Raw genomic sequence first — 13,641 nt, forward strand, 5'->3', positions numbered from 1 at the left:
TGCACAAGTGAGGCGATGACACCGCCCTCGCCTCTCGCCGCCGCCTGGACCCGTTCGAAACCGCCCTTGCTGCGGTTTCTGGACAATTGCCTGAACGAATTCTCGGCCGAGACGTCGGGCCACGTCGCCGATTACATCCCGGAGCTGAGCAAGGCCGACCCTGCCTATTTTGGCATCAGCCTCGCCACCCTCGACGGCCACGTCTACGAGGTCGGCGACTCCAGGGTGCCCTTCACCATCCAGTCGATGTCGAAGCCGTTCGTGTTTGCGCTGGCGCTGGACCTGCTGGGCGCAGGCCGGGTCGAGAGCGCGATCGGCGTCGAGCCCTCGGGCGATCCCTTCAATTCGATCCGGCTCAACGCCGAGAACCATCCGTTCAACCCGATGGTCAATGCCGGCGCCATCGCCTGCACTGGCTTGATTTACGACCGCAAGGGCGCGGAGGCCTTCGAGCAGATCCGCCTCGCGCTCAGTCGTTTTGCCGGGCGCGACCTTGCCGTGGACGAGGCCGTCTACGCCTCGGAAAACCAGACCGGCGACCGCAACCGCGCTATCGGCTATCTCCTCAAGACCAATGCGGTGATCTCGGACAACGTCGCGGCCGTGCTCGACGTCTATTTCCGGCAATGCGCCGTGCTGGTCACCGCGCGCGACATCGCGGTGATGGCGGCAACGCTCGCCAATCGCGGCGTCAATCCGGTCACCGGCGAGCAGGTGCTGAGCGCTTACGCGATCTCGCGCACCCTGTCCGTGATGACGTCCTCGGGCATGTACGACTATGCCGGCGAATGGATCTACCGGATCGGCATTCCCGCCAAGAGCGGTGTCGGCGGCGGCATCCTGGCGGCACTCCCTGCCCGGCTCGGCCTCGGCAGCTATTCGCCGAAGCTCGACAAGCACGGCAACAGCGTGCGCGGCATCAAGGTCTGCGAGGCGCTGTCCTCGCATTACGACCTGCACATGCTCAACCGCAGCGACGATGCCCGCAACGCCGTCATCGCCGATTACGACATCGGCAAGAGCCCGTCGCGCCGCGTGCGCCGGGCGCAGGAACGGGAGATCTTGGCCACACACGAGCAGGAGGTGCGGGTCATCGAGCTGGTCGGCACGTTGTCGCTGTCGGCCGTGGACTACGTCTCACGGCGGCTGGCCGGGCGACCGCGGCCGCAAATCGTCGTGTTCGACCTGCACCGCGTCACCTCCACCACCCGCGCGGGCGCCCGGCTGATCGCCGAAGCGTTCGAGGAGCTCGCGGCGCTGAATGTCACCGTCGTGATTTCGGGCGTCAGGCGTGCTTCCAAGGAATGGGACTCGTTGCGGGAATGGACCGCCGAACTGAAGAACGTCCGCGACTTCTATCTGCTCGACACCGCGATCGAATGGGCCGAAGACCAGATCGTCTACCGCTATGGCGGCTCGATCGACTTTCACGAAACCACCGAGCTGGCCGAGCAGCCGCTGCTCGAGGGCATGAGCGAGGAAGAGCTGACCGACCTCGCCTCGATCTGCACGATCAGGACCTTTCAGTCCGGCGCGAAGATCCTCACCAGCGGCGATCCCGCCGACTCCCTGTTCTTCCTGCGCAGCGGCGCGGTGCACGTCACCTTGCCCGACGGCGTGCGCCTGGCGACGCTCACCGCCGGTATGGCCTTTGGCGAAATGGCGCTGCTGGAGCCGACGCGCTCGGCCGACGTGTTTGCAGACATGGCAGCGACCGCGTTCGAGGTTCCGCTGAGGGATTTTGAGCGCTTCCGCAAGCAGCACCCCCGCGCCAGCGAGCGCGTCATGCGCAACCTGGCGCAGCTCCTCGCCGACCGCCTGATCGTCGCCAATGCGAAGGTGGACATTCTGACGTCGACGTGAGCGGCCTACCGGCTCGCCGCCTCGCTCAGCCGCCGCTTGATCTTCGCCGCACTCCTGTCGAGCAGCTCGGACGGCTGCTGGCCGGTGGCCGCGCACAGGCAGGCCCAGTAGTAGACGACATCGCCGAGTTCATCGACAAGGCCTGCCTTGTCGAGCCAGTCGTCGCGCAGCAGCTTCTTGATGTGCTCGGCGACCTCGCCGGCCTCACCGGCGAGGCCGAGCCCGAGATAGGACAGCCGCTCGTTGGACGGATGCTCATCGACCTTGGCAATGGTTGCGGCCCATGCCGCGTATTCGTCGATTGTCATCGGCATCCCTCGCCGTGTCTTTGGGGTCAGCCTACCACGTCGGTGACCGGCTGGAGGTCGATCTCGAACGTCTCCAGGAATTTCGAGGTCATGATGTAGAAGCCGACCGAGAGCTGCAGCTCGACCAGGGCGGCTGGCGTCAGCTTCGACGCGATCGCCTTGAAGGTCGCGTCCGTCGGCTTCTTCAGCTTGACGATCTCGTCGGTGAAGGCGAGCGCGGCGCGCTGCACCTCATCGAAGCAGGTCGCGGCCTGCCAGTTCTCGAGCGCCTCGTTCTGCGCGTCCGTGACGCCGACATTCTTGCCGATGCGCTTGTGCGCGACGATCTCGTAAGGCGCCTCGCACAGAATGCCGGTGCGCGTGATCGCGAGCTCGCGCACGATGGGATCGAGCTCGCCCTTGTGGCGGATCGCACCGCCCAAGCGGCAGTACTGCTCGAAATAGCTCGGCGAGTGCGCCATCATCCGGAAGATGTTGGCGTTGCGGTTCTTGTCGAGGATTTCGCAGGTGCGGTCGGAGGCCTTGGACGGGTCGCTGTAGTTGATGCGGGCCATGATTTTCCTGAAGTTTTCCCTGAATTTTGATGCTTTTTGTCGTCGTCCGCGCAAGTTCCCAAAGACTCTATTCGCGCGAGGACGCCGGAGCAACATCATCGAGTCAAATTGCCGCCGCATTGCTGATCGACCTTGAGACAGTCGATATTCGCCGTGTGGGGACAAATCGCGGTGAGTACTCGCAAATGGGGTGTTCCGAGTAAAACAATTGGCCGTCGGGTGCGCTAGCCGCACAACGATGAGTCACGCCCAAGTCTAGGGAGAAAAAGGCATGAAGGAAGCCACCAAGGGGGCGGCCTCGGGAGCGCTCGCGCATATGCTGGCGGTGACGGCGATGCTCGTCATCGCTAGCATCTTGTTCTACGGGCGTTGAGTTCAGAGTTTTAGCGTTTTCGTCATTCCGGGGTGGCCCTCGCACAGGCCAGGCCCAGAATACCCGTTCCAGGCTCGGTCCTATGACCGCCCCCGAATGACGAATCCCGTTACGTTTCCTTCGCGAAGAACGGCACGAGTTTTCCGGCAAACGGCTTGAAGCTCACGACAACCGAATCGCCGATGGCGAGATCGTTCCCGCCGTGCGCCATCATGCGGAACCCTTCCGCGCAATCGACCAGCAGGATGTTGTAGGGCACGTGCGCCCGTGTCTCGGGCGTGGCGGCGCGGCAGACCAGCGAGGTGGCGTAGACCTTGCCCTTGCCGCTGGCGCGCTGCTCGCGCGGATCCGATTCGCCGCAAGCCGCGCAGAAGGCGCGATGGAAATACTGCACATGCCCGCATGAGCTGCAGGTCTGGTAGGTGATGGCCTCTTCACCCTTGGTCCAGTCGGCCAGACGCTCGCTCATCGCACCCGCTCCAGGAACATGCTCACATGGGACGACAGCACGCCGCCGTCGCCATGCAGCAGCGCGACGGAGGCGTCGCGCACCTGCCGATCGGCCGCCCGCCCCGTCATCTGCAAATGCGCCTCGACCAGATGCGCCATGGCGCCGCCGACGCCGCAATGACCGTAGCTGAGTAGCCCGCCATGGGTATTCAGCGGCATGGCACCATCGCGACCGAAATGTCCCGCGCGCACCCGCGCGGCCGCCTCGCCGCGACCGGCAAGACCGAGGTCTTCGAGCAGCATCGCGAGCGTGATGGTGAAACTGTCGTAGATGGCGGTGTAGCGCACGTCGGAGATCGCAAGACCGGTTTGCTTCTTCGCACGCGCGATGGAAATCTCTGCACCGAGCTCGCTCAAGCCTGGTGCGGCCGTGACATGCTGATGCGTGTGAGCCTGCGCGCAGCCGCGGATGCTTACGCCCGCCTCGCCGGTCCGCTCGCGGCTGATGACGAAGGCAGCGCCGCCGTCCGACACCGGACAGCAATCGAGCAGCTTCAGCGGCATCGCCACAGGCTTCGAGGCCATGACGTCGGCAACCGTGATGGGATCGTGGAATTGCGCGCCGGGATGGGTGCAGGCATGGGCACGCATCAGCACCGCGAACTCGGCGAGATCTTCTTCGCTCACGCCATATTCGTGCATGTACCTGTTGGCAACGAGGCCGTAATAAGCGGGAATGGTCGGCCCCAGCGGCACTTCGTGGTCGGGATGGCCGACCTGCGCCAGCGCCTGGATCGAGGCATCGCGGCTCTGCCCGGTGAGGCGGTTCTCGCCGGCGACGACAAGCACGTTGCGGCAGACACCCGATACGACGAGATGATGGGCCAGCATCGTCATCGCAAGGCCTGTGGCGCCGCCGCCCTGCACGGCGTGGGCGTAGGACGGGCGGATGCCAAAGTGCTCAGCGAAGACGGTGGCAAGCATGATGTGCGGCGAGACCGTGGAGTAGCCGCAGAGGATGCCGTCGATCTCGCTGCGCTTGAGGCCGGCATCGTCGAGCGCGGCTTGCGCGGCCTTGCTCATGAGGTCGAGCGAGGACGAGCCCTCATGCTTGCCGAAGGACGTGAGGCCGACGCCGGTGATGAAGCTCATGCTTTCTCCTCCTCGTCATTCCGATCCCCTACTCCGGCGCCGAGCGCGTGACGCCGTCGCGGACCATGGCGGCGATGTCGTCGGCCGAATAACCGATCTCGCGAAGAATCTCCGCGCCGTGCTCGTTGAGCCGGGGCGCCAGTCGCACCGGCTCGGCCTCGGTCTCCGACCAGGTCGCCGTCACCTTCATGCTGCGGATCGCCCCTTCGGTCGGATGCGTCACCACAGGAAAGAAGCCGGTCGCCTCCAGATGCTCGTCATGCAGGATGGAGCCGAGGTCGTGCATCGGCATGACAGGCACGTCGGCCTTGGTGAGCAGATCGATCCATTCGGCCGTGGTGCGCGTCTCGAAGATGCGGGCGAGTTCGGCGTAGACGACGTCGATATTCGCGGCGCGGCCGGCGAAGGTGGCGAACTTCGGATCGGCGCGGAGATCCTCGCGGCTAGTTGCCTTGAAGAAATTCTCCCACTGCTTGTCGTTGTAGACGATGACGCTGAGATAGCCGTCCGAGGTCTTGTAGGGCCTGCGGTCGCGCGAGAGGTGGCGGGCATAGCCGCCCTTGTCGAGCGGCGGCTCGTAGGTGAGCCCGCCCATGTGGTCGCCCATGACGAAGCCGGCCATGGTCTCGAACATCGGGATATCCACGCGCTGGCCACGCCCGGTGCGGTCGCGGTGCACGAGGCTGGCACAGATCGCGCCGACCGCGGTGAGGCCGACGATGCGGTCGACCAGCGCGTTGGGCACATAACGCGGCACGCCGTCGCCGGTCTGCGCCATCAGCGCGGGCAGCGCGGTCGCGCCCTGGATCAGATCGTCATAGGCGGGCTTTGCCGCATAGGGCCCGTCCTGTCCGAATCCGAACACGCCGGCATAGACGAGGCGCGGATTGACGGCGGAGACGACGTCGTAGCCGAGCTGCAGCCGCGCCATCGCCTGCGGACGGACGTTATAGACCAGCACGTCGGCGTCCTTCAAAAGCCGCAGCACGGCCTCGCGCCCGGCAGGCTTCTTCAGATCGAGGCAGATCGAGCGCTTGCTGCGGTTGGTGTTGAGGAACACCGGGCCCATGCCGGCATGCCGCATCGGGCCGATCAGGCGGGTGACATCGCCGTCGAGCGATTCCACCTTGATGACATCTGCGCCGTAATCGCCGAGCATCTGGGTCGCATAGGGCCCCATCAGCACGGTGGTCATGTCGATGACCTTGATGCCCTTCAGCGGCCCCATCGTTCGCTCCCGATTGCGCAGGCGCCAAGGCGCGGCCCCGCGATTTCGGTCAGCTAAAGGCAGTGATGCCGCGCGCGCAAGGGCGGCCGGCGTATGGCCGCATGCGTCGCGCGGTGATATCGGCCGCTATTTCTTCTGGCGGGATTCGCGGATCTTGAGCAGCCGGTCGAGCTCTTCGTTCTGCTGGCTGATCCGGTCGGCGATACGCGACTCGTTCTGTTCGCCCGAAGCGGCCGCGGCCTGCTCGATGAGCTGGCGAATATTGTCCTCAAGGATCGCAATACGGTCGTTGAGTGCGTCCATCGACAGCGAGTCTTCGTAGTCAGTGCTCATGATGCTTTTCCGCCAATCAATCAGGAGCCGTAGGGTGGGCCAAGCGAGGCAGGCCCACCATGATCTAACGCAAGGAAGGCGGTGGGCACGGCACCTTGGCGCCTTTGCCCACCCTGCAAGGCCTATTTCAACGGCTCCAGCACGGAGACGTAGTTCGCAACCGCAGCACCGCCCATGTTGAAGATGCCGCCGAGCTTGGCGTTCTTGAGCTGCATGCCCTCGGGCGCCTGGCCGGCGAGCTGCATCGCGGTCATCACATGCATGGAAACGCCGGTGGCGCCGATCGGGTGGCCCTTGGCCTTGAGGCCGCCGGACGGATTGACCGGCAGCTTGCCGTCCTTGAGCGTCCAGCCTTCCTTGATGGCGCGGGCGCCCTGCCCCCGCGGCGTCAGGCCCATCGCTTCGTACTCGATCAACTCGGCGACGGTGAAGCAGTCATGGGTCTCGACGAAGGAGAGATCGTTAAGCGTGACACCCGCCTTCTCCAGCGCGCGTTGCCAGGCGACGGTGCAGCCCTCGAATTGCAGGATGTCGCGCTTGGACATCGGCAGGAAGTCCTGGGCGTGCGCGGTGGCGCGGAAACCGATCGACTTGGCCATGCCCTTGGCGGTCTCGGCATCGGCCAGCACCAAAGCCGCGGCGCCATCGGAGACCAGCGAGCAGTCGGTGCGCTTCAGGGGGCCGGCGACGTAGGGGTTCTTCTCGCTCTCGGCCCGACAGAAATCGAAGCCGAAATCCTTGCGCATCTGGGCGAAGGGATTGGCGACGCCGTTCTTGTGGTTCTTGGCCGCGATCAGCGCCAGCGCATCGGACTGGTCGCCGTATTTCTGGAAATAGGAGCTGGCGATCTTGCCGAACACGCCGGCGAAGCCGCCGACCGTGTCGCCGTCCTCGGGAAGGTACGAGGCCTTGAGCAGGTTCTTGCCGATCTCGGGACCGGGGGTGCGGGTCATCTGCTCGACACCCACGACCAGCACGATCTTGGCAGCACCTGCGGCGATCGCGCGCAGGCCCTGATGCACGGCTGCAGATCCCGTGGCGCAGGCATTCTCGACCCGCGTTGCGGGCTTGAAGCGCAGCTTCGGGTCGGCCTGAAGCACCAAGGAGGCGGTAAAATCCTGCGGTGAGAAGCCGGCGTTGAAATGGCCGAGCACGATCTCGTCGACGTCGGACGCCGAAATGCCGGCATCGGCCATCGCCTCATTGGCGACGCGGGTGACGAGGCTTTCGACGGTTTCGGTGTCGAACTTGCCGAACGGCGTATGCGCCCATCCGACGATGCTGGCGGTCATGGTCATGTCTCCCTGGGGGTCTTGTCCTGAGCCAAGTCTTAGCCCAGCGATGGCAAGACTTCACGCAGGTTTAAGGGCCTGAAGCGTGCGCTGGCAGATGGCAGTTATGCCGGCCCAGTTCCCGGCCTTGATCTCTGCCGTCGGGCACAGCCAGGAACCGCCGACCGCGACCACATTGGGTTCGGCGAGCCAGGTTGCCGCATTGGCCTCGCCGACCCCTCCGGTAGGACAGAATCGCACGTTCGGGAATGGGCCGCCCAGCGAGCGCAGGCCCTTGATGCCGCCGGCCTGCTCGGCCGGGAAGAATTTTGCCACGTCGAAGCCGTGGGACAGCGCCATCATCAGCTCGGAGGCCGTGGCGATGCCCGGCGCGAACGGCAGGGAGCTGTGGGCTGCGGCCTTCAGGAGATCGGGCGTCAGGCCCGGGCTGATGCCGAACGCGACGCCGAGCTTCTCGACCCGGGTGAAGTCGGCCGGATTGAGGATGGTGCCGATGCCGACCACCGCCTCGGGCACTTCGGCCATCACCGCCCTCGCCGCTTCGATCGCAACGGGGGTGCGCAGGGTCACCTCCAGCGTGCGGACGCCGCCGGCGACCAGCGCACGCGCCAGCGGCACGGCATCCTGGATGCGCTCGATGGTGAGAACGGGAATGACGGTCGCAACCTTGAACAGCGCGACGAGATGATTCTGTTGGGCAGCTGTGGGCATCTCAGGGATCTTTTCGTTCTAGGTGCGTCGCTTTACTTGGTCGCCTGACGCGTCGGCGTCGACCGATGCCGTTTCTTCGGCGGCATGGCATAACCCGGAATGATGGCGCCAGCATAGCAGATCACAACGCTGGCGAGGCGATGTCCTGATAGTGCCGCCTCGACCGGATCGGAGCCGGCGAGCCGGGCTGCGATATAGGCTGCGGCAAAGCTGTCGCCGGCCGCCGTGGTGTCGACGACGGGGTTCGTCATGGGGTCGGCGCGGACCTCGCTGGTGCCGCCGGGGAAGCGCAGCAAGCTCACGGGCTCGGCAAGGCGGAACACCAGCTCCGGGGTCGGGATGCGCGCCATCAGCTGCTCATGACTCTCGCCGGGATAGAGCGCGAGCAGATCCTCGGTCGAGGTCAGCACGATGTCCGCGGCCGCGAACGCCGCGGCGAAGACCTCGCGGGCGACGTCGCGATCCGGCCAGCCGCGTGCGCGAAAATTGGTGTCGAACACGAAGCGGGTGCCGAGCAGGCGCGCGCGCTTGATCGCCGCGAACAGGCGATCACGGCCGGCCTGATCGTAGATCGAGAGCGTGATCGCGGAGAGATAGACGATGTCGTAGCTCATCAGCGAGTTGAGCAGCTCGTCGGTCTCCGGCAGGCTCATCAGCTGCCGCGCCGCCGCGCTGTCGCGCCAGTGAAAGAACTGGCGCTCGCCCTTCGCATCCGTCTGGATCATGTAGAGGCCGGGCAATTTGCCCGCGAGCCGTGCGACGCGCCGCGTGCCGACGTTCTCCGCATTCCAGGCGGCGATCATCTCATCGCTCAAAGCGTCATCTCCGAGCGCTGTGAGATAGTCGACCTTGACCTCGAGCCGCGCCAGATACACGGCGGTGTTGAGCGTGTCGCCGCCGAAGCCGCGCGAGTACAGCCCGCCGCCCTGCCCGGCAGACGCGCCGCCTTGCGCCTGCCGAAGTTCGACCATGCACTCGCCGATGCAAGCAACGCTCGCCATCACCAGGGCCCGCTCTGCTGGAGATCAGGCGACGAAATTGCCGCCGAGCTCGTCTTCGATGTGAATGCGGATGATGTCGTCGAAGTTCTTCTCGGCGGTGGTGAAGCCGAGCTCGAGGGACCGCTTGGCGTTGAAATTGCGCGGCCAGCCGCCGACGATGCCGACGATGAAGGGATCCGGCTCGCGCTTGATGCGCGCGGCAACCTTTTCACCCGCAACCCGCTTCAACGCGGCGATCTGCTCGCCGACCGTCGCCGACAGGCCCGGCATGGTCAGGTTGCGGCGCGGGCCGACCTTTTCGAGGTCCATGGTGCCGGCGTGGAGCAGGAAGCCGACGGCCGAGCGCGGCGTGGCATGCCAGTGACGAACATCCTCGGAGACCGGGAGTACCGCTTCCTTGCCGGCCAGCGGCTCGCGCAGAATGTTGGAGAAGAAGCCCGATGCCGCCTTGTTGGGCAGGCCGGGACGGATGCAGATGGTCGGCAGGCGGATGCCGATGCCGTCAAGGAAGCCGCGGCGGGAATAGTCGGCCAGCAGCAATTCGCCGATCGCCTTCTGCGTGCCATAGCTGAGCAGGGGCGTGTGGAAGAACTCGTCGCCGATGGCATCCGGGAACGGCGCGCCGAACACCGCGATCGAGGAGGTGAACACCACGCGCGGCTTGTAGCCGCCGCCGACCAGCCTGATCGCGTCGAGCAGCATCCGCGTGCCGTCGAGATTAATGCGATAGCCCTTGTCGAAATCGAGCTCGGCTTCGCCCGAGACGATCGCGGCAAGGTGGAAGATCACGTCGGGTCGGCCGGCGATCAGCTTTTCGGCCGCGCCGGGGACTGCGAAATCGCCAGATACGGTCTCGACCGGGAAACCGGCCTTCTCCGGCTTCTTCGGCTCGACCACGTCATGCATGGTGAGCTTGGTGATGTCGCTCTTGCCGAGCCGGCCGTCGCGCAGCAGCCGTTCACAGAGTTTGCGGCCGACCATGCCGGCGGCGCCCAGAACCAGAATGTGCAAGAGCTCAACTCCTTCTTATTGGCCGGAACGCGCAGCCTCCGGCGCGCTCCCGTGGCAGCGCCCGTTATTCCTTCACGGCGCCGGTCATCGCGGACACATAATGCTCCACGAAGAAGGCGTAAAGGATGACGAGCGGCAGCGAGCCGGCCAGGGCTCCCGCCATCAGCGACCCCCAGCGATAGATGTCGCCATCGACGAACTCGTTGACGATCGCGACCGGCACCGTCTTGTTGCTGGTCGATTGCAGGAACGTCAGGGCGTAGATGAACTCGTTCCAGCACAGCGTGAAGCAGAAGATGAAGGCCGAGATCAGGCCGGGGATGGCGAGCGGCAGAACGATCTTGATCAGGATCTGCCAGCGGCTCGCCCCGTCGATCAACGCGCATTCCTCGAGCTCGAACGGGATGGTCTTGAAATAGCCCATCAAGAGCCATGTCGAGAACGGGATCAGGATGGTCGGATAGGTCAGGATCAGCGCCAGCGGCGAGTCGAACAGGCCGTACTGGAACACGACGGTGGCGAGCGGAATGAACAGGATCGACGGCGGCACCAGATAGGCGAGGAAGATCAGCCCGCCGACCAGATTGGCGCCCTTGTAGCGCAAGCGCACGATCGCGTAGGCCGCAAGCACCGACGCGATGATCGAGAGGATCGTGGCGCAGATCGCCACATACATCGTGTTCCAGAGCCAGTGCGGATAGTAGCTTTCGAACAGCAGCTTGTGGAAATGCTTGAAGGTCGGATTCCAGGTCCAGAACGGATTGTACTTGTCGAGGTCGAGCAGCTGGTCGTCCGGCTTCACCGAGGTCAGCGCCATCCAGTAGAACGGGAACAGCAGGACCACGACGATGATCGTGAGCGGCAGGTACAGCGTCACGAGCCGGCGCGGCACCGACTGCAGGTAGCTCATGCCCTCGCTGTTATCGACCCGCGCGGGCGACGATATGACCGTTTTGAGGTCGACTTTCGCGGCAGGAAGATCAGTCATTGTTCTCTCCCTGTTGCCATTTCCTTCGCTGCAGGCCGAACCAGGACACCATGATCGCAGCGAGCAAGAACGGAATCATGGCACTGGATATCGCCGCGCCCTCCCCGAGCTGCCCGGCGATGATCGCGCGCTGGTAGGACAGCGTCGCCATCAGATGGGTGGCGTTGACCGGGCCGCCGCGCGTCATCGCCCAGATCAGCTGGAAGTCGGTGAAGGTGAACAGCACCGAGAAGGTCATCACGACGGCGATGATCGGCGTCAGCAGCGGATAGGTGATGAAGCGGAAATTCTGCCAGCGCGTGGCACCGTCGAGCGTTGCCGCCTCATAGAGCGACGGGGACACCGTCTGCAGGCCTGCCAGCAGCGTGATCGCCACGAACGGCACGCCGCGCCAGATATTGGCGAAGATCACGCAAATCCGCGCCCAGGTCGTGTCGCCGAGGAAGTTGATGTTCTGGTCGATCAGGCCGAGATGCCTGAGCGACCAGGAGATGATGGAGAATTGCGAATCGAAGATCCACCAGAACGCCAGCGCCGAGAGCACCGTCGGAACGATGAAAGGGATCAGGACCATCGCGCGCAACATCGCCTTGAACGGCATGTTCTCGTTCAGCAGCAGCGCGAGATAGAGTCCGATCGCAAATTTGAGGGCGCTGGCAACGAAGGTGTAGAGCAGCGTGTTGAACACCGACAGCCAGAAGATGGAATCGTCCCACAGCCACTCATAGTTCTCGGTGGCGACGAAGTGCCCGACCCTGCCGATACGGGTGTCGGTGAACGACAGCCAGATGCCGAGCCCGAGCGGATAGGCCAGGAAGAAGATCAGGAAGGCCATGGCCGGCACCATGAACCAGAAGCCGAGCCAGTTGCGATTGTGTTTGAGCTGGGTCCAGGCGCTGTCCTCGCTGATCTGAGGCTTGGCCCGGGGAATTGCGACATCAGCCATGCCCGATATCCCTGATCGAAATGTTGAGGAGCGGGCGGCACGACGGCCGCCCGCTCCGTGACCCTCAGCGATAGATGCGCTTCAGCTGGCGCTCGGCTTCCGCCATCGCGCCCTTCGCATCCTTGGTGCCGGTGCAGTAATTGGCGAACATGTCGACGACGATGAAGTCGGCGATTGCCGTTGCCGCCTTCTCGCCGACGTGGCCGATGCCGGAGGCCGGGAGCGTGCGCTTGGAGGCCTGCGAGAACACCTCGTTCTTGGGATCGGCCTTCCAGATCGGCGCCGATTCATAGGCGTTCAGGGTCTGTGTGAGATAGCCCTGCGCACCGTCCAGCCACTTCTCGTAGTTCTCCTTCTCCAGCATGAAGGCGACGAAGGCCTTCGCTGCATTCGGATATTTGGTGAAGTTGAAGGCGAGGATCGGCAGCGCCAGCTGCAGCTCGGTCGGCTTGCCGACCGGTCCGACCGGCCAGAGCGCGTGATAGGTGTCCTCGGCCAGCTCCTTCTTGCTGGCGTCGGTCTTCTCGGCCACATAGATCGAGATGCCGTTCGCCGTGCAATAGAGCTCGCCGGCGAGGAACGCCTTGTTGTTGGAGGAATCGTTCCAGGACGCGGTGCCCGGAATGAAGCTGTCATACAGCGCCTTGCAATATTCCAGCGCCTTCGCCGTCTCCGGCGAATTGATGATGATCTTGTCGTTCTGGTCGACGGTGTAGGCGCCGTGGCCCCACAGCACCCAGTGCAGCCACGAATTGCCGTCGCCCGAGGCATGACCGAGCGCAAAGCCGGCCGGGGTGTTATTCTTCTTCAGGGCCTTGCACATCTCTAGGAAACCCGGGAAATCCTTCGGGAATTCCTTAAAGCCTGCCTTCTCGAGCGCCGATTTGCGGTAGGTCATGTAACCGCCGTTGGTGGCGACGGGAATACCGAGCCAGTCATTGCCCTGCATACAGGTCTTGGCCGCCGCATCGGTCCAGCCACCGTACTTCTTGCCGAGATAATCGGCGACGTCGTTCATCTTCAGCACTTTGGTCGGGAACAGCTGCGGCAGCGTGTGCAGGCCCCAGGCAAGGTCGAGCCCCGAGCCGGTATTGGCCGCAACCGAGGCCTTCGGCTGCACGTCCTCGAAGGATTCGCTGAACACGTTCATCTCGGTGCCGGTCGCAGCCTTGAACGCTGCCACCATCGCGTTGAACGCATCGTCCTCCTGCGGCACGAAGCGCTTCCAGCGCATCACGGTGAGCTTGGCGCCCGCCTCCGCCTTCCAGGGCGAAGTCTGCGCCCAGGCCTTGGCAAAGTCGAACAATGCCGGCCCGGTGAGCATGCCGGTTGCAGCCAGTGCCGTTCCGCCCTGAAGCAGAGTCCGGCGGGTAAAGTCTTGCATGTCGTCCTCCCTGTGATGCTTTTTTATTGTCTCAACTCAAACCTACG

General features: G+C 64.4%; 14 protein-coding genes. 1 reads left to right on the plus strand and 13 read right to left on the minus strand.

Translation table 11 applies throughout. From position 1 onward, the window contains the following. Positions 1-15: 15 nt before the first annotated feature. Entirely contained in the window at positions 16-1,863 is a 1,848-nt protein-coding gene (gene glsA / locus Q0743_RS16890) for a glutaminase A (protein WP_298242642.1), read from the plus strand. A gap of 5 nt (positions 1,864-1,868) precedes the next feature. Here the strand turns inward: glsA and Q0743_RS16895 are convergent, their stop codons facing one another. The 13 genes from Q0743_RS16895 to Q0743_RS16955 form a co-directional block, all read right to left on the minus strand. Further along, positions 1,869-2,171, minus strand: coding sequence for a nucleoside triphosphate pyrophosphohydrolase family protein (locus Q0743_RS16895; RefSeq protein ID WP_298242643.1), 303 nt, complete (start codon positions 2,169-2,171; stop codon positions 1,869-1,871). A gap of 26 nt (positions 2,172-2,197) precedes the next feature. After that, positions 2,198-2,725: a carboxymuconolactone decarboxylase family protein gene (locus tag Q0743_RS16900; protein WP_298242644.1), complete on the minus strand. Its 528-nt coding sequence runs from the start codon at positions 2,723-2,725 to the stop codon at positions 2,198-2,200. Between the two features lie 482 nt (positions 2,726-3,207). Continuing rightward, on the minus strand, positions 3,208-3,567 hold the full coding sequence (locus tag Q0743_RS16905; RefSeq protein ID WP_298242645.1) for an OB-fold domain-containing protein: 360 nt from the start codon (positions 3,565-3,567) through the stop codon (positions 3,208-3,210). After that, positions 3,564-4,700: a thiolase family protein gene (locus Q0743_RS16910; RefSeq protein WP_298242646.1), complete on the minus strand. Its 1,137-nt coding sequence runs from the start codon at positions 4,698-4,700 to the stop codon at positions 3,564-3,566. Before Q0743_RS16910 ends, Q0743_RS16905 begins: the two co-directional genes overlap by 4 nt. A 28-nt stretch (positions 4,701-4,728) precedes the next feature. Continuing rightward, a complete protein-coding gene (locus Q0743_RS16915; RefSeq protein WP_298242647.1) occupies positions 4,729-5,928 on the minus strand; it encodes a CoA transferase in 1,200 nt (399 codons plus the stop codon). Positions 5,929-6,054: 126 nt separating this feature from the next. Further along, entirely contained in the window at positions 6,055-6,261 is a 207-nt protein-coding gene (locus Q0743_RS16920; RefSeq protein WP_035674530.1) for a hypothetical protein, read from the minus strand. 122 nt (positions 6,262-6,383) lie between these two features. Continuing rightward, positions 6,384-7,553: an acetyl-CoA acetyltransferase gene (locus tag Q0743_RS16925; protein WP_298242648.1), complete on the minus strand. Its 1,170-nt coding sequence runs from the start codon at positions 7,551-7,553 to the stop codon at positions 6,384-6,386. Positions 7,554-7,613: 60 nt separating this feature from the next. Then, positions 7,614-8,264 (minus strand): bifunctional 4-hydroxy-2-oxoglutarate aldolase/2-dehydro-3-deoxy-phosphogluconate aldolase, encoded by a 651-nt coding sequence (gene eda / locus Q0743_RS16930; protein WP_298242649.1) that lies wholly within the window; start codon positions 8,262-8,264, stop codon positions 7,614-7,616. Between the two features lie 32 nt (positions 8,265-8,296). Beyond that, a complete protein-coding gene (locus tag Q0743_RS16935; RefSeq protein WP_298242650.1) occupies positions 8,297-9,265 on the minus strand; it encodes a sugar kinase in 969 nt (322 codons plus the stop codon). A gap of 24 nt (positions 9,266-9,289) precedes the next feature. Next, positions 9,290-10,276, minus strand: coding sequence for a D-erythronate dehydrogenase (denD, locus tag Q0743_RS16940; RefSeq protein ID WP_298242651.1), 987 nt, complete (start codon positions 10,274-10,276; stop codon positions 9,290-9,292). 64 nt (positions 10,277-10,340) lie between these two features. After that, positions 10,341-11,264 carry a carbohydrate ABC transporter permease gene (locus Q0743_RS16945; RefSeq protein WP_298242652.1) on the minus strand — a complete coding sequence of 308 codons (924 nt, stop codon included), beginning with the start codon at positions 11,262-11,264 and terminating at the stop codon, positions 10,341-10,343. Next, positions 11,257-12,210 carry a carbohydrate ABC transporter permease gene (locus Q0743_RS16950; RefSeq protein ID WP_298242653.1) on the minus strand — a complete coding sequence of 318 codons (954 nt, stop codon included), beginning with the start codon at positions 12,208-12,210 and terminating at the stop codon, positions 11,257-11,259. The genes Q0743_RS16945 and Q0743_RS16950 overlap by 8 nt, the downstream gene beginning before the upstream one ends. A 64-nt stretch (positions 12,211-12,274) precedes the next feature. After that, positions 12,275-13,594 (minus strand): ABC transporter substrate-binding protein, encoded by a 1,320-nt coding sequence (locus tag Q0743_RS16955; protein ID WP_298242654.1) that lies wholly within the window; start codon positions 13,592-13,594, stop codon positions 12,275-12,277. Between the last annotated feature and the right edge of the window lie 47 nt (positions 13,595-13,641).

Source organism: uncultured Bradyrhizobium sp., from assembly GCF_936943645.1.
GTDB lineage: Bacteria > Pseudomonadota > Alphaproteobacteria > Rhizobiales > Xanthobacteraceae > Bradyrhizobium.